The 23,801-nt window shown below is 47.5% G+C and carries 17 protein-coding genes; 12 read left to right on the top strand and 5 right to left on the bottom strand.

The annotated features are described in order from the left end of the window. The first annotated feature begins 14 nt into the window (after positions 1-14). From KW844_RS00515 to KW844_RS00505, 3 genes are all read left to right on the top strand, one after another. Positions 15-743: a 2-phosphosulfolactate phosphatase gene (locus KW844_RS00515; protein ID WP_218374759.1), complete on the top strand. Its 729-nt coding sequence runs from the start codon at positions 15-17 to the stop codon at positions 741-743. Positions 744-899: 156 nt separating this feature from the next. Beyond that, on the top strand, positions 900-1,073 hold the full coding sequence (locus tag KW844_RS00510; RefSeq protein WP_218374758.1) for a hypothetical protein: 174 nt from the start codon (positions 900-902) through the stop codon (positions 1,071-1,073). A gap of 446 nt (positions 1,074-1,519) precedes the next feature. Next, positions 1,520-5,257, top strand: a complete 3,738-nt coding sequence (locus tag KW844_RS00505) for a DEAD/DEAH box helicase (RefSeq protein WP_218374757.1) — start codon at positions 1,520-1,522, stop codon at positions 5,255-5,257. 48 nt (positions 5,258-5,305) lie between these two features. On the opposite strand, the gene KW844_RS00500 is transcribed toward KW844_RS00505, so the two are convergent. Together KW844_RS00500 and KW844_RS00495 are read right to left on the bottom strand one after the other, a co-directional pair. Then, positions 5,306-5,842 (bottom strand): metalloprotease family protein, encoded by a 537-nt coding sequence (locus KW844_RS00500; protein ID WP_218374756.1) that lies wholly within the window; start codon positions 5,840-5,842, stop codon positions 5,306-5,308. 10 nt (positions 5,843-5,852) lie between these two features. Further along, entirely contained in the window at positions 5,853-6,752 is a 900-nt protein-coding gene (locus KW844_RS00495; RefSeq protein ID WP_218374755.1) for a hypothetical protein, read from the bottom strand. A 419-nt stretch (positions 6,753-7,171) separates the two neighbouring features. Between KW844_RS00495 and KW844_RS00490 the strand changes: the two genes are divergently transcribed. The 7 genes from KW844_RS00490 to KW844_RS00460 all read left to right on the top strand — a co-directional run bounded on the left by KW844_RS00490 (position 7,172) and on the right by KW844_RS00460 (position 15,969). After that, positions 7,172-7,513: a hypothetical protein gene (locus KW844_RS00490; protein WP_218374754.1), complete on the top strand. Its 342-nt coding sequence runs from the start codon at positions 7,172-7,174 to the stop codon at positions 7,511-7,513. Positions 7,514-7,706: 193 nt separating this feature from the next. Next, the gene (gene kdpA / locus KW844_RS00485; protein ID WP_218374753.1) at positions 7,707-9,425 is read left to right on the top strand and encodes a potassium-transporting ATPase subunit KdpA; all 1,719 of its coding nucleotides are present in this window, start codon (positions 7,707-7,709) and stop codon (positions 9,423-9,425) included. A 20-nt stretch (positions 9,426-9,445) separates the two neighbouring features. Next, positions 9,446-11,479 carry a potassium-transporting ATPase subunit KdpB gene (gene kdpB, locus KW844_RS00480; RefSeq protein ID WP_218374752.1) on the top strand — a complete coding sequence of 678 codons (2,034 nt, stop codon included), beginning with the start codon at positions 9,446-9,448 and terminating at the stop codon, positions 11,477-11,479. 18 nt (positions 11,480-11,497) lie between these two features. Continuing rightward, positions 11,498-12,061, top strand: coding sequence for a K(+)-transporting ATPase subunit C (locus KW844_RS00475; protein ID WP_218374751.1), 564 nt, complete (start codon positions 11,498-11,500; stop codon positions 12,059-12,061). A gap of 6 nt (positions 12,062-12,067) precedes the next feature. Further along, positions 12,068-13,135 (top strand): porin, encoded by a 1,068-nt coding sequence (locus KW844_RS00470; RefSeq protein ID WP_218374750.1) that lies wholly within the window; start codon positions 12,068-12,070, stop codon positions 13,133-13,135. 9 nt (positions 13,136-13,144) lie between these two features. Next, positions 13,145-14,269 carry a sensor protein KdpD gene (locus tag KW844_RS00465; protein ID WP_218374749.1) on the top strand — a complete coding sequence of 375 codons (1,125 nt, stop codon included), beginning with the start codon at positions 13,145-13,147 and terminating at the stop codon, positions 14,267-14,269. Next, a complete protein-coding gene (locus tag KW844_RS00460) occupies positions 14,266-15,969 on the top strand; it encodes an ATP-binding protein (protein ID WP_218374748.1) in 1,704 nt (567 codons plus the stop codon). Before KW844_RS00465 ends, KW844_RS00460 begins: the two co-directional genes overlap by 4 nt. Here the strand turns inward: KW844_RS00460 and KW844_RS00455 are convergent. Then, complete coding sequence (locus KW844_RS00455) at positions 15,945-18,551, bottom strand: PAS domain-containing hybrid sensor histidine kinase/response regulator (protein ID WP_218374747.1); 2,607 nt, start codon at positions 18,549-18,551, stop codon at positions 15,945-15,947. The genes KW844_RS00460 and KW844_RS00455 overlap by 25 nt on opposite strands. Before the next feature lie 295 nt (positions 18,552-18,846). On the opposite strand from KW844_RS00455, the gene KW844_RS00450 reads away from it, so the two are divergent. Continuing rightward, positions 18,847-19,548, top strand: coding sequence for a porin family protein (locus tag KW844_RS00450; RefSeq protein WP_218374746.1), 702 nt, complete (start codon positions 18,847-18,849; stop codon positions 19,546-19,548). 227 nt (positions 19,549-19,775) lie between these two features. Here KW844_RS00450 and KW844_RS00445 read toward each other — a convergent pair whose 3' ends face one another. After that, positions 19,776-20,552 carry an enoyl-CoA hydratase-related protein gene (locus tag KW844_RS00445; RefSeq protein ID WP_218374745.1) on the bottom strand — a complete coding sequence of 259 codons (777 nt, stop codon included), beginning with the start codon at positions 20,550-20,552 and terminating at the stop codon, positions 19,776-19,778. Between the two features lie 31 nt (positions 20,553-20,583). Then, positions 20,584-22,572: a S9 family peptidase gene (locus KW844_RS00440; protein ID WP_255578071.1), complete on the bottom strand. Its 1,989-nt coding sequence runs from the start codon at positions 22,570-22,572 to the stop codon at positions 20,584-20,586. 155 nt (positions 22,573-22,727) lie between these two features. Here KW844_RS00440 and KW844_RS00435 point away from each other — a divergent pair, with 155 nt between their 5' ends. Then, complete coding sequence (locus KW844_RS00435) at positions 22,728-23,801, top strand: carbohydrate-binding family 9-like protein (RefSeq protein ID WP_218374743.1); 1,074 nt, start codon at positions 22,728-22,730, stop codon at positions 23,799-23,801.

Here is a 23,801-nt window from a genome sequence, read left to right as displayed (position 1 = left end):
CTAAATGCAATTGAATGACAGAAAGTAACAAACCGAGTCTGGAAGTATGTTTATCCCCGGCTCTGCTGCATCTGTATGATGTAAAAAACAGCATCGTAGTAATTATTGACGTACTGCGTGCTACCTCCACGATTTGCACGGCCCTGTACAATGGGGCGTCCCGGGTGATTCCGGTAGCTACCGTGGAAGAGTGTGTGAATATTGGTCGCGCTATTGGCGGCATCACCGCCGGCGAGCGCGATGGAAAAGTGGCGGAAGGCCTGGTACATGGCAACTCCCCTTTTGAGTATCCCCGCGACTTTATTGAAGGAAAAACATTGGTACTCACTACTACCAACGGTACTAAACTGCTGCACATGGCCAAAGATGCCATCCAGATTGTTACCGGTTCTTTCCCTAATATCAGCGCTGTTTGCGACTACCTGATAGCCCAGGGACAAAATGTAATTCTTGGCTGCGCCGCCTGGAAAGACAGGGTAAACCTCGAAGATACCCTCTTTGCCGGCGCCGTGGTAAGCAGGATTAAAGCGCATTTTGATGTCAACTGCGACTCCGCACTCGCTGCCGAAACCATGTATGAAGCAGCAAAAGGCGATGTGTTTACTTTTATGAAACAGGCATCCCACTACCAGCGACTGGCTAAATACGGGCTGGAAAAAGATATTCAGTACTGCCTCACTCCTGACAGCGCGAACGTGCTGCCGTTGTTTAAAAACGGGGAGTTGGTAGCGGAAGAGTTTTAGTAGGGTGCCTCCGGCACCCTTTTTATTTTTGGAGAAGCAGGCCACCAGATTGTGTTCCCAGAGGACTATCCCTAAAATGTGCATCTACTGCCATGATGGATTAATATCTTCCTAAGCAGGTTTTAAAAAACACCATGGTCATCCGGTACATCTTCCATGAACACAGGACCTGCTGCCATGATGGATTATCATCTTCCTAAACAGGTTTTAAAAAAACCACAGTCCTCCGGTACATCTTCCATGATCACAGCACCTACAGCCATGATGGATTATCATCTTCCTAAACAGGTTTTAAAAAAACACGGTCCTCTGGTACTTCTTCCAAGATAACAGCACCCTGCTGCCACGATGGATTAATATCTTCCTAAGCAGGGGTTAAAAAGCACCACCGTCCTCCGGCACATCTTCCATGATAACAGCACCTGCAGTCAGCATGCAGCATGACCTTAAGAACCATTTCCCACAAAGGAAAAACCGGCGATAGCCACCCGCGCGCAGCGCGGAATAACACCGGCAAAACCGAAGGTTTTGCCTCCCCAAACTCAAAAACTAAAGATTTTTATACAATTCTTTACATTGGAAATCAACCTTTTTAAAATTCATTTTTTTACTTATTTTTAAATAAAAGATGTGTCTTCGGCCGTAGGCTTGAATCTTTTTCATTGGAGATTTTTTGCTTACTTTTGTGGATTGCCTTTTTACCAGCTGCCGAAAGCTTTTTTTTCTTATTTTAACCCTTTGGCTGGTAAATCAAAACCAAGGCAACAACAGATAGTATGTCGCTACCCCATTTGCTAAAATATGTTTACAATAACGGCACTGATGAAGTGATCCGCAGGGGGAAGCGTATATTTTCGACCGGGGGTGTTGAACTAATTGAGGCAGACCCCGTGCTTAAATCAGCGACCTTCCGCGTAAAGAGCGACACGCATGCCAACTACTATCGCGTATCCATCAATAAATACGGCGATAACTCAGGAATGTCTATCCGGTGCCAATGTCCTTATAACCTGGGAGACATCTGCCGCCACGAGGCAGCAGCATTGTTCCAGCTACAGGAAATGCTGGATAAGAACCAGTTTGAGAGCTTCGACTCACAGTTTGATCAGCAACATACCCTGATCAAAATGAAATCCATCGACATTAAGACAATTAAACTGCTCACTTCAGGCAGCATATTTGCCACCGCAGAAAAACTGGCCAAAGAAAAACCGGCCAAGGTTACCTATGCGAAAGATGAGAAAGTAGAAGCTACGCTTATAGTCGACAAACAGGAATTCCCACTCATCATTCAACGAAACGAAGAGCGCTTTTTTGATACCCATTGCACCTGCGATGAAACAGAACATGCCCTCTGCGTACATAAAGCCACACTGTTCCTGCAACTATTGCAGAAACACGGTCCCTTTTATTTTGATACGCTCCGCAACTGGGATAAGGAAAAGAACAAACTTCTCTCCCTCTACGGTTACTCCTTAACTGATGACCTGGACGGGAAATTTGCCTTCTCCTATAATGAAGGAAAGCCATTCCTGCGCGTGCTGGACCCCAGCATCAAACGTGTAGACGGCTCGGCCATAGGCCGGCAGCCGGCGGCACCTGTTACTCCACCCGCGGACGAAACCATTACCGTTTCGCAACGCCTCGCCGTTGTGTTTAACGCCAATGAACCGCTGTACCCGTACTTCAGGCTGGACCTGGTAAGCGGCGAGGCAAACGATGAACAAACGGAATTCGTATCTCTCGCCAGCAAACTAGACCTCACCAAATATGTGGACTTTTACCAGTTCAAGGAAAAAGACCGGGACCTGATTGCACCGGTACGTAAACTTCAGAATGCTGAAGTGAGCAAGTTCCTCAGCAAAAACTCGCCCTTTGCCGGTATCTGGGAAAACATCACGCATGAAAATGCAGAAGAACTCCCTACCGAAACCAAAGAGCTGATGCTGGAATACCTGCATCCCAAACTGGCCAAACTGTTTCCGCAACTGGCCGAACAGGGACTCATCTTCCTGCTGCCCAACCGCCAGCCATTCAAGACCAAAAGTCTGGTGCCGCTCCAACTGGGCGCAGAACGACTCAAGCTCATTATCAAAACACATACTGGCAATACCCACGTAGAAGTCGAATGCTTCGTGTCTATCGAAGGCGAAGAAGTAAACGTTTCCAAAAATGCATGGGAAAGCCCCCTGCTGTTCCTCCATCAGAACGTGGTATATATGTTCGAAAATCCGCAGGATGCCCTTCACGTGGAACTCTTCCGCCAGAACGGTAAACTGCGTATATCCAACAAGGAATGGCCGGTATACCTGAAAGATTACCTGCTGCCACTCAGCAGGCAATACGATATTCAGTTCGACAGCGGCCTGCTGGCGGAAGTGAAAGACCTGAAGCCGGAAAACAGGGTATACCTCAAAGAAATGGGCGAAACATTCATCATCCAGCCAGGCTTCGCATACCGCGGCCAGGAGGTAGAATGGAATGATGAAGCCAAAATCACCGTGCAGGAAGGAAATAAGGTGATCGTTATCCAACGAAATAAAGAGGCAGAAGAAGAGTTTGTAAATAAACTCCGTACCCTGCACACCAACTTCTCCCAGCACGAAAACCATAACTACTTCTACCTGCGTGCAAAAGAAGCACTGAAGAACAACTGGTTCTTCCTGTTCTTTGATGCACTCAAGGAAATGGATGTACGGGTGTTTGGCTTCGATAACCTGCGAAACTTCAAATTCAGCTCACATAAGCCGGTTACGAACCTGCAGATCAGCAGCGGCATCGACTGGTTCGATGCACAGATCGAAGTACTGTACGGCGACCAGAAAGTGTCCATTAAGGACATTAAGTCTGCCCTGGCTAACAAACAAAATTATGTACAGCTGGCAGATGGTTCCCTCGGTTTGCTGCCCGAAGAATGGCTCCGCAAATACTCCCTCCTGTTTAAAGTAGGTGAGGAAAAGGATAAAGGGCTGAAGCTCAGCAAGTATAACTTCTCCGTAATAGATGAATTATATGAATTCATTGACGATGAAGCGGTAGTGATTGAGCTGGAACAAAAGCGCCGTAAACTGCTGCAGTTCGATGAAATCCGTAATATTGACCTGCCGGCCAACCTGCACGCGCAACTGCGCCCTTACCAGGAAAGCGGCTTCCAATGGCTCAACTACCTGGATGAAATCAAATGGGGCGGTATCCTGGCAGATGATATGGGTCTTGGTAAAACCATTCAGGCGCTTACCTTCATCCAATACTACAAAAACAAACATGGCCAGTGTATGACCCTCGTGGTATGCCCTACCACGCTGATATATAACTGGGAAAATGAGATCAGGAAATTTACGCCTGAAATTACCCATCATATCCACCACGGGCCTACCAGGCTGAAAAGCAGTGAGGAACTGGCGAAATTTGATGTGATCATCACCACCTACGGTACCCTGCGCAGTGATGTGCAACTCCTCATGAAGCTGGAGTTCGACTACGTAGTGCTGGATGAATCCCAGGCCATTAAAAATCCACAGTCCAAAGTAACCAAGGCAGCACAGCTGCTGCATACTAAAAACAGGCTGGCACTGAGCGGTACCCCGATGCAGAATAATACTTTCGACATTTACGCCCAGATGAACTTCCTGAACCCTGGTATGCTGGGTAGTGTGGACTTCTTCAGAAACGAGTTTGCCACACCGATTGATAAATTCCAGGACGAAGAAAGAAAAGAACATCTCCGTAAGCTGATCTATCCGTTTATCCTGCGCCGTACCAAGGAGCAGGTAGCGAAAGAACTGCCTGAAAAAATAGAAACGGTGATCTTCTGCGAAATGGATGCAGAGCAACGTCATATTTATGACGCCTATCGCAACAGTTATCGCTCCAAGATCCTTGGCGTTATTGAAGATCAGGGTATGGAACGCAGTCAGCTGACCATCCTGCAAGGCTTGATGAAGCTGCGCCAGATATGCGACAGTCCGGCCATCCTCAATGATACCGAACAATACCCGAACCACTCTGTAAAACTGCATGAGCTCACCCGCGAAATCGCAGAAAACATCGGTAACCATAAAGTGCTGGTGTTCTCTCAGTTCCTCGGTATGCTGGGCCTGATCCGTGAAAGACTGCAACATATGAAAATACCATACGAGTATTTTGATGGTAGCACCTCGACCATGGATCGTGAAAAGGCTATCCAGAACTTCCAGAACAACGACGACTGCAGGGTATTCCTCATATCACTGAAAGCCGGTGGTGTGGGTTTGAACCTCACCGCAGCCGACTACGTATACATCGTAGATCCATGGTGGAACCCGGCCGTAGAGCAACAAGCTATCGACCGTACTCACCGTATCGGACAAACGAAAAATATCTTTGCTTATCGTATGATCTGTAAGGATACTGTAGAAGAAAAAATATTGCAGTTACAGGAGCGGAAAAAATCCCTTGTAAAAGAGATTATAGCTGACGATAACGGATTTGTGAAGAAACTGACGAAAGAGGATGTGCTGTATCTGTTTAGTTAATGCAATACCTGATAAAGAAAAAAGCTCGCCGGTACCGGCGAGCTTTTTTTATACGATAAATTTAAGGAGGAACATTGGCAGCCAAATCGTTACAGCTATGCCGTAGAGCAGATCCAGCCAAAAAAATGAGCCAATTGCCCCGAGGTAAATAATACAGCAAATGGGCAGGCAAATAATTTTCAACCACAAGGGTGTGCTGGGCTCATGCCATACGATACTCATAATATTATTGGCATCTCCAATAGAAGGAAATGCATGCATGGCAATGCTTACCCCCAGATACATCAGGAAATAATCCGTGATATTTAAATGCCCTATATGTGCATATGGGATGATCGCAGGAAAGGCGATGAGAATGCCCAGCAGTGTATTAAGGAAAAACGGTCCTATGCTGATAAATAAGCTGTGGACAGGGTTTTTGGGAATTTCATGAATTACATATCCCGCAGGATTCCCTACCTGAAAATATTTCACTTCATATACGGCTACGCCAAATAGGCGGCAAAATAGCTGATGGGCCAGTTCATGAACCACCACGCCGGGAAAGGTGGCTACTGTGACTACGATACCTGGTACAAAAAACATAAGGTTCAGTTTAAAGGTGTATTTGATGAGTGGAGTCAGCAGTTGCGTTTTTGTTGGCGTGATAAGCCTGCACGTATTCCAATGCTTCCGGGTCTTCCGGGTAATGTTGCAGAATGACTGAATAGATGGAGTCTGCCTCCTGATAACGCTCCTGTGCATTCAGACTGCTTGCATATATTCTGCTGATGTCCACACTTCCAGGATATTTTTTTAGCAGATTTAACAGGATCGTATCGCAGGTTGAAAAATTGCCCAGGTTAGCATTTAGAACGGCTTTGGCGGTTTTCAACCCCACTACTTCCGGATTGTTTTCTAACAGGGAGTCAACAATATGTAGTTGAGCAACATCATCATCAGGGTGGGCATCCAGCAGCTCGTTGAAGTCGTTGGCGATATAAAGGAAGCTTAACTCAGCGCTCACGCGCTCTGCCTGAGCCAGCAGATCTCTGTCTTCAAAGTACATGTTGCCAAGCACGCGATTGATGCTATCGGCAGCTTCCTGATTACCATCTCTCAGCGCTGCTTCCATAAAGGCTACGCGCAGTTTCAGATTGTCGTCATACTTTTCCAGCAAAGGTTCCAGCAGTACACGTGCAGAGTGAAAGCGGTGTTCTTCCATCAGTTGCTTTGCTTTTTCGAAATTTATGTAAGTACGCAGTCGCTCAGGAACCAACGTCAATGAATAAACGATCACAATCCCAACCAGTATGGCGGCACCCTTAATTTGTTTATGAATGGGATATCGGCTGTGCGCTTTTCTGCATTCCGCGCAAAGGCGGGTGGCATAGCCTTCTTCGGCATCGGGGCTATTACAGTTTTCGCAGTAACGCGTCCATGGAGATTTGTCAGCAACGGGAGTAGCAGCGGAATTCACTTGTTCCTGCTCCGCCGATTCCGGATTAACGTGCATAGGTATACGGATAATTTCGGCGCAAGATATTTGTTTTTTTACACCTGCCTATTACCACTATGTGGCATTTCTCCCCAACTTACCATGTGAATTATATTTGTAAAATTGAAATTAAATAATTGAAATCTATATATATATTGCGTTGCTTTTTCTTTTATTAACCTGTACTGTCTAGATAATTCTTTGGGAGTGTCTCCCGTTTTTTACACTGCCGGCTTCTTCATTGAAGCCGGCTTTTTTATTTGCAGAAACGGTAGGAACCATGCAGATTCTGCATGGTTTTTGGGTTTGGCACCAGTAAATACTGGCCCTGGAAAATAATTTAAGTAGATGTTAATCAATGCTTTGTGGCAATCGTTAGCCCTTGTCAGCACATATGGCATCCCAATAGCTTATACCCGCTACATAAATCATTTACCATGTTACCAGATTCTAAAATCTCCCAGTTGTTAGGCCATCAGATACAAGGCCTGGCCGTTGCCATGGAGCAACACAACGGGAGAGGTAAAGTAAGCAAGGTGATACACAGTTTTGCTGATTACACCGGCCAGATGATACGCCTGGGTAAAACAGCAGAAGTGCAACGTTGCTTTACAATGGCCGCCGTACTGTATCATAACGGTAGCGCGCTGTTGAAAAATGCCATCGAAAGCGTGTATATATACGCGTTATCCCCGATGATGCAGTACCAAACGAAAAACCTGCTGCCGGCTACCCTCCGCAGGATCAGAACACACCACCTGCAAACCGCAGGCGTGTAAACCGCTAAAACTAACGATTATGTTGACTTTGATGTTGGTCGTTGCAGGACTCGCCTGCTTTGTAATCTTCTTCAGATCTGTAGACTACTTCGAAAATATTTGACCATGATGACCACACTTTTTGTCTTATCCATTTTGGTTTTTTGCTACATGGTATATGTACTGCTGAAACCTGAAAAATTCTAAACGGAAAATGAACACAGAAATTCTGGGCGTAATCGCCACCTATGGACTTACATTACTACTTGCCTGGCCGTTAGCAAGATATATTGTTAAGGTTTTCAAAGGAGATAAAGTTTGGTCAGACTTCCTGCTGCCCATCGAAAAGCTTTTCTATAAAATATCCGGCATCAATCCTAAAGAGGAAATGGACTGGAAGCAACACATGAAAGCGTTGCTCACCATTAACCTCGTATGGTTTGTATACGCATTTTTTGCACTGTTTTTCCAGGATAAGCTGCCGCTTAATCCGGATGGAAACCCGGGGCAGTCGCCTGACCTGGCTTTTAACACCGCCATCAGTTTCCTTGTAAACTGTAACCTGCAGCACTATTCAGGAGAAACCGGTGTTACCTACTTCACACAATTATTTGTGCTGGCATTCCTGCAGTTCGTAAGTGCCGCCACCGGTATTGCCGCACTGGTAGTAGTATTCAAGGCCTTTAAAGATAAAACAGTTACCAACCTCGGTAACTTCTGGGAGATATTCCTGAAAACTATCACCCGAATTTTACTGCCACTGAGTATAGTCATTGCCGTTATACTCATCTTCAACGGTTCACCCGCCAGCTTTGCCGGCAAGGATACCATTGTAACCCTCCAGGGCGACACGGTGAACGTATCCCGCGGCCCTGCTGCCGGATTTATTGCTATTAAGCACCTGGGAACCAACGGTGGTGGCTGGTTTGGCGCTAACTCCGCCCATCCTTTCGAGAACCCCAGTTATGTTGGCTTTATCACAGAAATGGTAGCACAGGTAGTGATCCCTATCGCTATGGTATTTGCGCTGGGTATGTTTATCCAACGCAGAAAATTTGCCAACGTCATCTTCGCCATCATGACCATTGGCATGATATGCCTGCTCATACCCACCATGCAGGCGGAAATGGCCGGTAATCCTGCGCTGTCGCACATGGGAATCCAGCAATTGACGGGGTCCATGGAGGGTAAAGAAGTCCGGTTCGGCCCTGCGGCCACGGGCTACTGGAGCACTGTTACCACCATTATCTCCACCGGTTCCATCTGTGGCTTCCATGATAGCATGATGCCAATGACAGGCCTGATGCAGCTGCTGGGTATGATGCTCAACTGCCTGTACGGCGGCTGCGGCGTGGGTATCCTGAACTACTACATCTATATCATCATCGCGGTGTTTATATCCGGACTGATGGTGGGCCGTACCCCTGAATTTATGGGGCATAAGCTGGAAGCCAGAGAAGTGAAGATTGCCGCGTTGATTACCCTGCTCTCCCCTTTCCTGATCCTTGCAGGCACCGCGCTGGCGGCTTATGTGCTGGTGCACCATCCGGATGCGGATTGGGCAGTAAAACCGGGAGCATGGCTCAATAACCCAGGCTACCACGGGTTTTCGGAAATGCTGTATGAGGTCACCTCTGCCAACGCCAACAACGGTTCTGGTTTTGAAGGTTTGGGAGATAACAATGTATTCTGGAACGTGAGCACCGGGTTTATATTGATTTTAGGGAGATATTTGCCGATCCTTGGACCGGTGGCCATTGCGGGCCTGATGGCTAAGAAAAAATATGTTCCGGAATCTGCCGGCACATTGCGCACGGACTCTGTCACCTTCGGCGTCATGACATTCGCAGTAATCGTAATCCTCAATGCCTTGTCCTACTTTCCTGCACTTGCACTTGGACCGATCGCGGAATATTTTTCTCTCTATAAATAATTACTAAATAAGATTTTGAGATGAATAAAGATAATAAACTGTTTCCGAGAGAACTGGTTATGGAAAGCCTGAAACAGTCTTTCGTGAAGCTGAACCCTGCGCTGATGATCAAAAACCCGGTGATGTTTACCGTGGAAATAGGCACCGCCGTAATGCTTGTAGTGGCCTTATACGCGCTGTTTACCCACCATACAGATCAGGGGAGCGCCGCATATAATATAGCCGTATTCGTTATACTTTTCCTCACCGTGCTGTTTGCCAACTTTGCAGAAGCCATTGCGGAAGCCAGAGGTAAAGCGCAGGCGGAAAGCTTACGTAAAACCCGTGAAGAAACACCCGCTAAAAAACTGGAGCAGTCCGGTAATGAAATCAAAATAGTGTCCTCCTCACAGCTGCGTAAGAATGATATTTTTGTTTGTGATCCGGGAGATATTATCCCTGCGGATGGAGAAATTGTAGAGGGGCTTGCCAGCATCGATGAGTCAGCGATTACCGGTGAAAGCGCACCGGTAATCCGCGAAGCGGGTGGCGATAAATCCAGTGTGGTAGGCGGTACCAAGGTATTGTCGGATCATATTAAAGTAAGGGTAAGTACCGAACCCGGTGAATCCTTCCTCGACAAAATGATCGCCCTCGTAGAAGGCGCCAGCCGTCAGAAAACACCGAACGAAATTGCATTAACCATCCTGCTGGCCAGCTTCACCATCGTGTTTATCATCGTGTGTGTAACGCTGAAACCTTTTGCAGACTATGCTAATACACCTATCACCATCGCCGCATTTATTTCCCTGTTTGTATGCCTGATACCTACTACCATCGGTGGTTTGCTTTCGGCCATCGGGATTGCTGGTATGGACCGTGCGCTGAGAGCCAACGTGATCACCAAATCAGGGAAAGCAGTGGAAACCGCCGGCGATATTGACGTACTGCTGCTGGATAAAACCGGTACCATCACTATCGGTAATCGTAAGGCGACTAACTTTTACCCTGCTCCCGGTGTAAATGAACTGGAATTCATTCGCTTATGCGCCATCAGTTCCCTCTCCGACGAAACGCCGGAAGGTAAGTCCATCGTGGAGCTGGCAGGGAAAGATATTGTGAGTACACTCAATACCTCCGGCGGTACCCTCATCAAATTCACCGCAGAAACCCGCAGTAGCGGTATCGACATGCCGGACGGTAACAAAATCCGTAAAGGCGCCTACGATGCCATCCGCCACCTGGCCGAAAAGGCCGGTAACCCTTTTCCCCAAGAAACATCCACCCGCGTAGAAGCCATCGCAAAAGACGGTGGCACCCCGCTGGTAGTAGCACTCAACGGAAAGGTGCAAGGGGTAATTGAACTGCAGGATATCATCAAACCCGGTATCAGCGAACGTTTCGAACGACTCCGCAAAATGGGCGTAAAAACGGTAATGGTAACCGGCGATAACCCACTCACCGCTAAATATATCGCTACCAAAGCCGGTGTGGACGACTTCATAGCTGAAGCCAAACCGGAAGATAAAATGAGTTACATCCGCCGCGAGCAAAATGAAGGCCGCCTCGTAGCCATGATGGGCGACGGTACCAACGACGCACCCGCCCTGGCACAGGCAGATGTAGGCGTAGCCATGAACTCCGGTACCCAGGCGGCTAAAGAAGCCGGCAACATGGTGGACCTGGATAACGACCCTACCAAGCTGATTGAAATTGTGGAAATCGGGAAACAACTACTGATGACGCGTGGTACGCTTACCACCTTCTCCATCGCCAACGACGTAGCTAAATACTTCGCCATCGTTCCCGCACTGTTCGTGGCTTCTATCCCGGCTTTGCAAGGTATCAATATCATGAAGCTGCACAGTCCTGAAACAGCGATACTCAGTGCCGTTATCTTCAACGCCATCATCATTCCGCTGCTGATACCGCTGGCATTACGTGGCGTGGCCTATAAGCCAATAGGCGCCAGTGCGCTGCTTCGCAGAAACCTGCTGATATACGGTGTAGGCGGTGTGATCGCGCCTTTCATCGGTATCAAAATCATTGATATGCTCATCGCATTATTCATGTAATTATTTAAACATCCAATCATGAAAAAATATCTTTTGCCTTCTATAAAATTGACAATTGTGCTGGTAGTACTGTTAGGCGGCATATATCCGCTGCTGCTGGCAGGCATTGCTAAAATGGCCCCCGGTAAAGGCGATGGTGTAACGGTAATGCATAATGGAAAAGTAGTAGGCTACGAACAGATTGCACAGAAATTCACGGAAGATAAATATTTCTGGAGCCGCCCGTCGGCCGTGGATTACAACGCCGCCGGCTCCGGTGGTTCCAACAAAGCTCCCGGCAACGAAGACTACCTGAAAATTGTGCAGGAACGCATTGATACCTTCCTGGTGCATAACCCGGAGGTGAAAAAATCAGAGATCCCTGCCGAGCTGGTCACCGCATCTGCGAGCGGTTTAGACCCGCACCTGTCCCCTGCTGCCGTGTACATTCAGGTGGCACGCGTAGCAAAAGCAAGGGCCATATCTCCCGAAAAAATAAAACAACTGGTAGCAGCAAACACTAAACAGCCCCTGCTGGGGATGCTCGGCACACCTACGGTGAATGTGCTGAAACTCAATGTAGCATTAGACGAATTGAAATAAGTAATCATGAAAAAGACTATTCTGCTTGCAGGCATGCTTGCTGCAACTATCCATAGCTATGGCCAGGACTCCACAAAAAATGGTACGCTTACCATCTCCGGCTATGCGGAAGCCTATTACAGCTATAACTTTGCAGAACCCGCCAACCACCAGGCTCCCGGATTCCTGTACAGCTATAATAAACACAACGAGCTAAATATCAACATGGCCATGGTAAAGGCCAACTATACCAGTGATCGTGTACGCGCCAACGTTGGACTCATGACCGGTACTTACGCGCAATATAATCTCGCCGCGGAACCATCCATTTTCCAGTATGTATATGAGGCCAATGCAGGAGTGCGCGTAGGCCAGGTGTGGATTGACGCTGGTATTATGCCCTCCCATATCGGCTTTGAAAGTGCCATTGGGAAAGACTGCTATACCCTTACCCGCAGTATTATGGCGGAAAATACACCTTACTATGAAGCGGGAGTAAAAGCGACCTGGGCGCCCAACGACCAATGGAGCTTCGCGGCCATGTACCTGAACGGCTGGCAACGCATCAAAAAAGTGGATGGTAACCAGACACCCAGCTTTGGTACCCAGATAGTGTTTAAACCATCGTCGAAAGTATTGCTGAACTGGAGCACCTATATCGGAAGTGATACCCCGGATTCTACACGTAAAATGCGCTACTTTAACGACCTTTATGGTACGTTCAGCATCACGGATAAATTCAGCTTCACCGCAGGCTGCGACTACGGCCTGCAACAAAAAGAAAAAGGATCGGGCGATTACTCCAGCTGGGTCAGTCCGATCATAGTGGCCAGGTATGCCTTTACGCCCAAATTTGCACTGGCAGGAAGAGCGGAATACTACGCGGATAAAGATGGTGTGATCATCGCTACCGGCACGCCCAATGGCTTTAAAACATCCGGCTTTTCCCTGAACGCTGACTTCACACCAGTTAATAATGTAATGTTTCGTATAGAAGGACGCGTGTTTGACGGGAAAGATAAAACGTTTATTAAGCAGGAAACACCTAAAAACACCAACGGGGCCATCACTGCTTCCCTGGCAGTATGGTTTTAAAATAACAGCATGACAGAAAAAGAACACTCGGTTGCGCGCTACCTGCAACTGGCTGGCCAGTCAGGCAGAGGGAAGTTTAAAATCTACATCGGCATGAGTGCCGGTGTAGGTAAAACTTTCCGCATGTTGCAGGAAGCGCATTCCATGGTCAGAAACAATGTCAATGTACAGATCGGTTATATAGAAACACATAACCGTAAAGAAACTCATGCGCTGCTGGAAGGACTGCCCATGATCCCACGCAAGCAGGTGTTTTATAAAGGCAAGCTGCTGGAGGATATGGACCTCAACGCCATCCTGCTGCTATCACCGGAATGGGTACTCGTAGATGAGCTGGCGCATACCAACATACCGGGCTCAAAAAATGAAAAGCGCTGGCAGGATGTGGTAGAACTGCTCAATGCTGGTATCAATGTCATTTCTGCCGTTAACATCCAGCATATTGAAAGTATTAATCAGGAAGTAAAGGCAATCACCGGCGTAGAAGTACAGGAGCGAATTCCGGATAGTATGCTGCAGATGGCTAATGAGGTGGTGAACATCGACCTTACTGCTGATGAGCTGATTACAAGGCTTAAAGAAGGTAAGATCTATGATCAGTCAAAGGTGGAAACAGCCATGCGCAATTTCTTCCAGGCCGATAAAATTTTACAGCTCAGGGAGCTGGCGCTTAAAGAAGTAACGAACCAGGTAGAAAGAAAGGTTGAAACGGAGATTCCGCGCAACCAGCAAATGCGCCATGAGAGCTTCCTCGCCTGCATCTCTACCAATGATGAGGTAGCCAGAAAGGTGATCAGAAAAACCGCCCGGCTGGCGGCTTATTATCATGCCGACTGGTATGTGGTTTATGTGCAAACACCCGGCGAAAGTGCCGATAAAATTGCACTGGCCGCCCAGCGGCACCTGATCAATAACCTCAAGCTGGCTACAGAGCTGGGCGCCGAAGTAATACAGGAACACAGTGCCGATATATCAACCGCTATTATTAAATTGGCGTTAGAAAAGCAGGTGACTACCGTATGCATTGGTAAACCACATATCAGCCTGTTTCGCATAATTTTGCAGACAAGCATGTTTAACAAGCTGCTGAAAACACTTTCTTCCAACGATATAGACCTCATAATACTATCATGAGTAAGTTCAGGCTGAAAACGAAGATCACCCTCGGGGTATTGTTTCTTTACATCATGCTACTGTTGGTAAGCGTGTTGGGATATTACTACCTGAACCGGCTAAACGAAAAGGCAAAGATCATTCTCAAAGACAACTATGAATCGCTTGAATACAGCAAGAATATGCTGGTGGCACTCGAAGAGCTGCCGCAGCACCGCGATACGGCGATACGAACCTTTGCAGCCAATCTACATAAGCAACAGGTAAATGTTACCGAACGTGGAGAAAAGGACGCCACAGCAGAGGTGAGTTCCATATTTGCACGTATCAGCAAAGATACTGCCTACTCCCCTGCTGATATTGCAGCTATCAAGCGAGGCATCTACCAGATCATGGACCTGAACATGAATGCCATCGTCGGTAAAAATGAAACGGTGAAAAAGGCGGCAGATCACGCTTTATGGTACATCGCTATCATCAGCGGGGTGTGCTTTCTCGTAGGATTAACTTTTGTGTATAACTTCCCCGGTTACATTGCCAACCCCATTCATGAGTTGACCGAAGGGATCAAAGACATTGCCAACAAGCAATACAGCAAACGCCTGCACTTTAAAACCGGGGATGAATTCGGTGAGCTGGCTACTGCGTTTAATACCATGGCGCAGCGCCTGGATGAATATGAACATAGCAACATCGCCCGTATTCTGTTTGAAAAACAGCGTGCAGAAGCAGTTATCAGCAGCCTGAAAGACGCCACCATCGGCTTCGATAATAATAACGTTATTCTTTTTGCCAATGCGGAAGCACTACAGTTGCTCAACATGAAGGAAAAAGACCTGGTAGGCCAATCCGCAGCCGATGCGGGTAAGTACAACGACCTGCTGCGATACCTTGTTGGTAGCCAGGATACATTACCACTCAAGATTGTGGTAGAAGGAAAGGAATCGTTTTTTACCAAAGAAGTTGCGAATATCAATCATGAAAATGAGCGTATCGGCTATGTGATCATCCTCAAAAATATTACGGCATTCAAGGAGCATGACCTGGCTAAAACACATTTTATTGCTACCATTTCCCATGAATTAAAAACGCCGCTGGCATCGTCAGACTTCAGCCTCAAACTCCTCGAAGATATACGTGTAGGACAGCTTTCGGAGGAACAGAAAGAATTAGTCGATAGCCTGAAGCAGGACAACCGCCGGATGATAAAAATAGTGAGTGAGCTCCTGGATCTGTCGCAGGTGGAAAGCGGTAACATACAGCTGCAACCGCAGCCGGTAGCGCCGCAGCAAATTGTTCAATATGCGTTGGATACGGTACAAAAACAGGCAGCTCAGCGCAATATTACCATTGATGCCGATATAGCTGCGGACATGCCACCAGTGCTGGCGGACGTGGAAAAAACGGCCTGGGTGCTGGTAAACTTTCTGACGAACGCGATTCGTTATTCTCCCGAACAAGCGCAGATCAACCTGCAGGTAACTGCGGATGATGGCATGGTGCATTTTACCGTAAAGGACCATGGCAAAGGCATTCCGGCAGCGTTTACCGAAAAAATATTCGACCGTTTTTTCCAGGTGCCGGGGGCAAGCGGCTCCAAAGGCAGCGGCCTGGGGCTGGCTATCTCAAAAGAGTTTATTGAGGCTCAGGGCGGGCGCATTGGGGTTAGCAGCGAAGAAGGGAAAGGCAGTTCCTTTTACTTTTCATTGCCGAGAGGTTGATTGGCAGCCGCCTGCAGGCTGGGTAAGAAGGCGTTGTATGCCGTTATCAGACTACTTACCCGGGCAGGGATTGTAACAAGATTTTCAGACCGGTTCGCATCGATCTCAATAGACTCGCACAAATCTGCGGCGGCGTTATACTGCAATAGTTTAAACAGCGTTTTTATCTGATGGGCCATAATGAAAGTATTTTCCCAATCCTGCTGTTGCACATGTTGTTGCAGCACTTCCATTTTCGCCGGAAATTCCAGTAACATATCCTGGTAAAGCAAGATAATTTCCTGGTCGTCCAGGCCTACCTTTTCGCGGAGGTAGTTACTGTCGGGGCTGTTGTAGGGTGTGTTTGTCATGGTGAATAATTGTTGGGGTGCCGGCATGGACGTGCCGGTGGACTTTAGAATGGTTGAAAATAATTCCTGTTGTTCGTAAGGTTTGGAGATGTAGGCGTTCATGCCGGCTTCGAGGCATCTTTCTTTTTCTCCTTTTAAGGCGGATGCGGTCATGGCTATTATCACGGTGTTGATGCCATTTTTCCGGATAGTACGGGTGGCTTCGTAGCCATCCATGCCGGGCATTTGTATATCCATGAGTATGCAGTCGTACGACTGTAACAGCGTAAGTTCCACGGCTATCTGGCCATTTTCCACCATATGTACCCTGGCGCCACCTTTTTGAAGTGCGTGGAAGGCTACCTTTTGGTTGATCAGGTTATCTTCCACTACCAGTATAGATTTCCCGAGCAGGTGTTTGCTGTTCAGTTGTTGGCGTGTTAGCTTTTCCCCCTCCGGGGAGATGTTATCGTCGTAGCGGAACGGCAGTTCTACCGTGAACATGGCTCCTTTGCCCAGCTCGCTGATCACCCTGATTTCGCCTCCCTGCATTTCCACGAGTTCCTTACAGATGGCCAGTCCCAGCCCGGTGCCGCCAAAGTTTCGGTTATTGGCACTGTGTGACTGGGTAAAGCTTTCGAAAACGAATTGTTGTTTTTCAGGGGCGATGCCGATGCCGGTATCTGTCACTTCAATGCGTAATTGCAGGGTATCCGGGGTGATGGCTAACGGGTACAGGTGTACGCTTACGCTGCCCCTGGCAGTAAACTTAATGGCGTTTTCCACGAGGTTTACCAGTACTTGCATTAATCTTATCTTGTCGCCGATCAGTATTTGCGGAATACGTTCATCAATCAGCACATTGAAAGCCAGTTTTTTTTCCTGTATCTGTATTCGGAGAGGGTACATCGCTTTTTCAACTTCATCTCGCAGGTGGAAGGGGGTTTCTTCAATTTTTAGTTTTCCGGCTTTTATTTTGGAGAAGTCGAGGATCTCGTTGATAATGACCAGCAGGTTGGCGGCGGATGTTTGGATGGCCGATACAAACTCCTGTTGTTGGGTGGATAGCTTAGTATCCTGCCGGAGCAGTTGGGTCATGCCAAGGATACCGTTCATGGGCGTACGAATTTCGTGGCTCATGTTGGCGAGGAAGGTTTCCTGTGCCCGGCGGGCTTCTTCGGCTATGCGTTGTGCCTGTACGAGGGCTTTGATGTGGTTCTTTTTTTCGGTAACGTCGTGGGCAATGCCGCAAACCCCTATCATTTCGTCGTGTGCGTTGCGCAGGGGGAACTTGGTAACGTAGTAGTGTACTTGTTCGCCGTTTAGTTCCAGGGTGTCATCCAGGCTGGCAGCGGTTCCGGTGCTTATTACCGCCGAGTCCAGTTCTGCATACCGCGAGGCCCAGGGATATTGTAGGTCAGCATCTATCCTGCCAATCACTTCTTCTTTTTTTACCTGCATCACATCGGTAAACCGTTGGTTTACGAGGATGTAGCGGCCTTCCATGTCTTTGATAAACATCATGGAGGGCGTGAAATCCACTACGGCCTCCAGGCGGTCCCGCAGGTAATCCACGCGGTAGTCCCGGCCATTGCTGTGGTATAGCTCTTTCACGATGCACTGGAATTCCGTTACGCGGCCTTCGTCGTCCCGGATGATGGACACCATCTGTTCCACCCATTTTTTTTCACCGGAGCTGGTGATGATTTCAAACTGGATGGAAGAATAATCCAGGTAGCCTTTCATCTGTGATACGTAGTAGTCCTGCAGCTTGTTATAGGTGCGGGTATCCAGGAACATGGAGTAATGTTTGCCGATCACCTGTTCGGGTTGGTAGCCGGTAATGGTGGCCACGCCTTCATTTACATAAGTGAAAAACCCTTCGGGAGAGGAGGTATACATGATGGGGCCTGCCTGTTGGGCCAGGCGTTTGTACGACTGGGTATTTTTATACAGGCGGTTGGCCCTGTCCCGCAGCTGGCGGAAGTGCAGGGCAATGTAGCGGCCTTCTACGGCCAGGAATATGATGGCCACTGCTACTGCCATCAGGATAAACCAGAAGCTGTAGTTGGTATAGTATTGGGTTTTTTCGAGATAATTATGCAGCAGCCTTGCGTTTGCCGCGTCTTTGCGGGCAGCCTCAATGGTGATTTCCATTCTTTGACGGATGCTCCAGGCATAATAGAGCAATACGCACAACAGTAAACCTATTGTAACGAAGAGCCAGATTACGCTATTAACAATTTTTTTCATCGAGAATTATGTTCATAAACTCTTAAAAATTGTACAACTATAAATAGTCAGCGTTGGCAGTGGTTAAGGACCTGGTGGGAGATTTTATTTCAAATTAAGGATTATTTGTCCCATTTTGCCTGTTCATTTTGTTCATTTTACAGGAAAAGAATATGGTTATCAATTTCAAATTTATGTAACTTCCGGCATTGGAATGGCTCATGTGGATCTTGCTTTTTGCAATATTTTAACCAATTGTTTTACAATCATTCCATTAAATTTGCCTAATATTCTTTTTCTTAAGTATTAAGATTTTATGAAAAAAATACTCTTTACCCTTGGACTGATAGCCACTTCTATCGGAGTTTTTGCGCAGGACGGAGGTTCTCCAATGAATAAAGCGATGAATTCCGTGACTCATTCCAGGGACTTCCTGATGATCCAATTGTCGTACGACGGCTGGGCAGGATCTCCGGATAGCATCAAATCCGGCTTCAACAGGGGCTTTAATGTTGCTTTCATGTATGATATTCCTCTCAATAAGTCTAAATTCAGCATTGCTCCCGGTTTGGGCATCAGCACCAGCGGTGTGATGTTGAAAGACCACTCTATGGATGTAGCGGGCAGAACGAACAACAGCGAGATCACCTTCCCTTACACTACCGCTAACAAGCGTTATAAAGTGGCTACCACTTACCTGGAGATTCCTATTGAGCTGAGATACCGTTCCGTACCTGATAATGCCAATAAAGGCTTTAAGGCAGGTTTGGGCGTGAAATTGGGTGCCCTTATGGACGCACACACGAAAGCTAAGACTACCGGCCCTAACGGCGGTAAAACTACCGACAAGGTTAGAAACAAAGAGTATTTCAACTCCTGGCGCATGGCAGCTACTGCCCGCATCGGTTATGGAAACATCGGCCTGTTCTACAGCTATTCCATCACCCCACTGTTGAAAGACAACGACAAATACGATATCAGACCATACCAGATCGGTATCGTAGTGAGCGGATTATAATCTTATCTACCTGATATAAAAAAAGCGCGTCCTGCAATTTACAGGACGCGCTTTTTTTTATATGAGTCCGGAAGTGGTTACCCGCGCGGAGTGCGGACCCCATTAAGAAGATATATCAAAAGTAATTTTTACTCGATTCCTGCTGGAGAGAATTTTCATATACCCAATTCCGGGAGTCTTCAGATTACGCTTGATGCATCGTCTCGAAAATCTGTCCGCAAAAGGCGTTATTCACCGGTAAATACCGGCGTTCTCTTCTCAAGAAACGCCGTCACTCCCTGGGTATTGTCCTTCGAATTCCCTGCTATCTCCTGGCAATAAGCCTCATATTCCAATGCTTCATCCAGGCTTTCGGTCATGCCCTTAGTCAGCATTTTTTTCATGAGGGCGATGGCCTTCGTAGGCGCGTTAGCGTAGTATTTAGCCTCAGCGGTCACGGCTTCATCCAGCTCAGAGGCCGGCACCACTTTGTTTACCAGCCCCAGTTGCAGTGCTTCTTCCGCACTAACCTTGGAGGCTTTAGTGGCCAGCTCAAATGCCCGGTGATAGCCTACAGTACGTGGCAGGAAATAGGATGATCCACTATCCAGCACCAGGGCAATATTCACAAAAATCTCAATCATACTGGCGGTTTCGCTGGCAATGATCAGGTCGCAGGCCAGTGCCAGCGAACAGCCGGCGCCGGCCGCCACACCGTTCAGCTTGCAGATCACCGGCTTAGGCATATTGCGTATAGCCCTGATGATAGGATTGTATCTTTTGTGCAGCGACTCGCTCAAATTCCGCTTTCCGCCCTCCATGGCTGCCTTAAGATCCTGCCCGCTGCTAAAAGCCTTACCGGCTCCGGTTAATACCACTACGCGCACACTGGCATCGCGTTCGGCCTGTTTAAGGGCATCCTGTAGTTCGTAACTAAGCGGGTCATTGAAGGCATTATAAACTTCCGGCCTGTTCAATGTAATGGTGGCTATGCCATCCTGAATGTCAAGTGTTAAAGCAGTCATGGAGTCGGTTTTGGTGATGATATGTGGTAAGTTACAATGTTTCTTTCAGCCAGTTGAAGAACTCACGTTGCCATACAATCGCATTCTGCGGCTTCAATACCCAGTGATTTTCTTCAGGGAAGTGCAACAGTTTGCTCTTGATCCCTTTCAGCTGCGCCAGCTGGAAGGCTTGCAACCCCTGCTCGATAGGTACGCGGAAGTCGATGCCCCCCTGAATGATCAGTATGGGAGTATTCCATTTATTGGCCAGTTCACTCGGATTAAAGTTTTTGTAGGTATCCGCGTTGGCTTTATCCCAGTAAGCCCCGATATCCCAGTTGGCAAACCAGAGTTCCTCGGTAGTGCCATACCAGCTTTTCAGGTCAAATAATCCGTCGTGCGCAATGAAAGTTTTAAACCTGTTTTCGTGTACGCCTGCCAGCATATACACGCTGTATCCGCCATAGCTGGCGCCTACCGCTCCCAGCCTGTTTTTATCCACATAAGGTTCTTTGGCCACGTCGTCGATAGCACTCAGGTAATCGCGGATTGGCTGACCGCCCCAGTCCTTACTGATAGCGGCATTCCATTCCACCCCGTGGCCCGGCATACCCCGGCGGTTAGGTGCTACCACAATGTAGCCCTGTGCAGCCATCAGCTGGAAATTCCAACGGTAGGAGTAAAATTGTGATAAGGCCGATTGAGGTCCACCCTGGCAATACAGAAGGGTAGGATATTTTTTGGCAGGATCAAAATCCGGTGGATAGATCACCCATGCCAGCATCTCTTTGTTATCGGTAGTTTTGATCCAGCGCTTTTCCACTTTGCTCATGCCTATTTTGTCGTAGGTAGCTTTGTTTACGGAAGTCAGCGGTTGTACGGCGCCTTTCGCCAGGTCCACCGTAAATACTTCGGCCGCATGATTCATATCAGTGCGGGTTACTACCATGGTAGTGCCTTGCTGGCTCACCATATCATTGATATCGAAATCACCACTGGTAATCTGACGGATGTGTTTTTCATTGGTAGCCGCTACATCTTTCTGTAAAGTAATTTCCAGCAGTTGCTCTGTACCTTTGATAACAGCAAGGAAGTAGATTTTTTTACCGTCGGTGCTGAAGCGTGCAGCGGATACCGTACCATCCCAGCCTTTAGTGAGGTTGGATTTCTGGCCGGTAGCCTTGTTGAGCAGAATAATATCGTTTTTATCTGCTTCGTAACCATCATGCTCCATGCTCAGCCACAGTAAATATTTTCCATCAGTGCTGAAAGCTGGCGTTACATCGTAGCCTTTCATTCCTTCGGAAAGGTTGCTGGTGGCTTTGGTATCGAGGTGGTACTCATACACACCGGTATTGGTGCTGAGTGCATATTCTTTACCGTATTTCTTTTTGCAAACGTAGATGATGCTTTTGCCATCCTTGCTCCAGATCAGGTCTTCCGCACCGCCGGCAGGCATCTGCGGGCAGTCGTATGGCTCATTGGCCATAATGTCTACCGGTGTACCTACCTTACCATCTTCATACGTAGCATAAAACACGTGTGAAAAACTACCATCTTCCCAGGTATCCCAGTGGCGGTAGTTCAGGTTATCATAGATCTGCACATTTGATCTGGTCAGATCCGGATAGAAGTCTTTACCACTCACCTTGTTCACCTTTACTTCGTTGGAAAACAGGATGTGTTTTCCATCAGGAGAAATGCGGATATTTTGCATACCGCCGGCTACATTTGTTTTCTGTACCGGGTTGGAGCCATCGGCATTCATTTCCCACCATTGTCCTTTTAGGGAGAAACCAATTTTGTTGCCGGGTAATGCCACCACATCTCCTTCGGCTCCCGTTGCGGTAGTGAGTTGTTTGGGAGTGCCTCCTGCCAGTGGAATAGCAAACAGGTTTTTCTCACTTTTATTTTCGGTTAAATTTACCTGGGAAACGCCGTAGATAACGGTTTTGCCATCTTCTGTCACAGTTTCACCACTCACTCTGCCTAGCTGCCATAGGAGCTCAGGCGTCATCTTTTCCTGGGCTGATGCTGCCATAGTTGTAAATAATAATCCTGTCAGTAAAATTGATTTGTACATGATCTGAAAGGTTGTTTTGAATCGTATAAATGTAGGAATAATTGATGGTCTGGGATTCATAATTTATTAAGATTAACTTAGTGCCCTTAGTTTGGAATCAAACCCGGTTGCTTATGTTCTTTAGATTTGGATTGCTAGTCTTATTACTAAATGGATGCCTGTGGCCCGAAATCAGTGTGGCACAGACTTTTTCTACGGCCTTTAAGCCTTTCAGCGGTACGCCCCGCAACTATGTAGTAACGCGTGCCAGCGGCAGTGTTGCGATCGATGGTCATTTAAATGAAGGTGCATGGCAACATGCCGCCTGGTCGGAAGATTTTACGGATATAGAAGGCAGTCGCCAACCTGCGCCTACTTACCGCACACGTATTAAATTACTGTGGGATGAAAAGTATTTATACATTGGCGCAGTGCTACAGGAGCCGCACGTATGGGGTACACTTAAAAATCATGATGCTATTATTTTTAATGACAATGATTTCGAAGTATTCATTGACCCCGACGGAGATACGCACCAGTACTATGAATTAGAGATCAACGCATTGAACACTGTGATGGATCTCTTTATGGTAAAGCCTTACCGCAATGGTGGTAATGCTATGCTCAACTGGGATACCAAAGGATTGCTGACGGCTGTAAGCGTAAATGGTACGCTGAATAATCCGGCTGATACGGACTCCTCATGGACGGTTGAAATGGCGATCCCATTCAGCGCACTACGCTTTTTCGGTGATGGTATCCCGGCAAATGGCAGCACCTGGCGCATTAATTTTTCACGGGTAGAATGGGATACTGACGTAGTGGACGGTAAGTATGTAAAACGTAAAAAACCGGAACACAACTGGGTGTGGAGTCAGCAGGATATTATAAATATGCATGCACCGGAGAGATGGGGTTACCTGCAGTTTACTACTGCACAAGGTACAGGAAAAGTACCCGCGTTCATTGCCCCTGCCGACGATGCAGCAAGGAAACAGCTATGGGAAGTGTACTACGCACAGCAAGCCTATCATGCACAAAACAGGCGGTTTGCTACAAAGGCTGCGGACCTGAAACTGCCTGCCGGTAAGTATCAGCTGGAAATGGAAGGCATCAGTCAGCAGTTTACTGCCAGTGTACAGGTACCCGAAATGGCTGCCCGAATTTATATTAATCAGGAAGGTAAAATCTGGTCAGATAAAAAATAA

Source organism: Chitinophaga sp. sic0106, assembly GCF_019219075.1.
Classification (GTDB): domain Bacteria; phylum Bacteroidota; class Bacteroidia; order Chitinophagales; family Chitinophagaceae; genus Chitinophaga.
This window is presented reverse-complemented; position numbering and strand designations above follow the sequence as displayed.

What these genes read in the sequence shown, in the direction of transcription:
- KW844_RS00515 (WP_218374759.1), top strand. Translation starts at nt 15, where the DNA reads ATGACAGAAAGTAACAAACCGAGTCTGGAAGTATGTTTATCCCCGGCT.
- KW844_RS00510 (WP_218374758.1), top strand. Translation starts at nt 900, where the DNA reads ATGAACACAGGACCTGCTGCCATGATGGATTATCATCTTCCTAAACAG.
- KW844_RS00505 (WP_218374757.1), top strand. Translation starts at nt 1,520, where the DNA reads ATGTCGCTACCCCATTTGCTAAAATATGTTTACAATAACGGCACTGAT.
- KW844_RS00500 (WP_218374756.1), bottom strand. Translation starts at nt 5,842, where the DNA reads ATGTTTTTTGTACCAGGTATCGTAGTCACAGTAGCCACCTTTCCCGGC.
- KW844_RS00495 (WP_218374755.1), bottom strand. Translation starts at nt 6,752, where the DNA reads ATGCACGTTAATCCGGAATCGGCGGAGCAGGAACAAGTGAATTCCGCT.
- KW844_RS00490 (WP_218374754.1), top strand. Translation starts at nt 7,172, where the DNA reads ATGTTACCAGATTCTAAAATCTCCCAGTTGTTAGGCCATCAGATACAA.
- kdpA (WP_218374753.1), top strand. Translation starts at nt 7,707, where the DNA reads ATGAACACAGAAATTCTGGGCGTAATCGCCACCTATGGACTTACATTA.
- kdpB (WP_218374752.1), top strand. Translation starts at nt 9,446, where the DNA reads ATGAATAAAGATAATAAACTGTTTCCGAGAGAACTGGTTATGGAAAGC.
- KW844_RS00475 (WP_218374751.1), top strand. Translation starts at nt 11,498, where the DNA reads ATGAAAAAATATCTTTTGCCTTCTATAAAATTGACAATTGTGCTGGTA.
- KW844_RS00470 (WP_218374750.1), top strand. Translation starts at nt 12,068, where the DNA reads ATGAAAAAGACTATTCTGCTTGCAGGCATGCTTGCTGCAACTATCCAT.
- KW844_RS00465 (WP_218374749.1), top strand. Translation starts at nt 13,145, where the DNA reads ATGACAGAAAAAGAACACTCGGTTGCGCGCTACCTGCAACTGGCTGGC.
- KW844_RS00460 (WP_218374748.1), top strand. Translation starts at nt 14,266, where the DNA reads ATGAGTAAGTTCAGGCTGAAAACGAAGATCACCCTCGGGGTATTGTTT.
- KW844_RS00455 (WP_218374747.1), bottom strand. Translation starts at nt 18,551, where the DNA reads ATGAAAAAAATTGTTAATAGCGTAATCTGGCTCTTCGTTACAATAGGT.
- KW844_RS00450 (WP_218374746.1), top strand. Translation starts at nt 18,847, where the DNA reads ATGAAAAAAATACTCTTTACCCTTGGACTGATAGCCACTTCTATCGGA.
- KW844_RS00445 (WP_218374745.1), bottom strand. Translation starts at nt 20,552, where the DNA reads ATGACTGCTTTAACACTTGACATTCAGGATGGCATAGCCACCATTACA.
- KW844_RS00440 (WP_255578071.1), bottom strand. Translation starts at nt 22,572, where the DNA reads ATGGCAGCATCAGCCCAGGAAAAGATGACGCCTGAGCTCCTATGGCAG.
- KW844_RS00435 (WP_218374743.1), top strand. Translation starts at nt 22,728, where the DNA reads ATGTTCTTTAGATTTGGATTGCTAGTCTTATTACTAAATGGATGCCTG.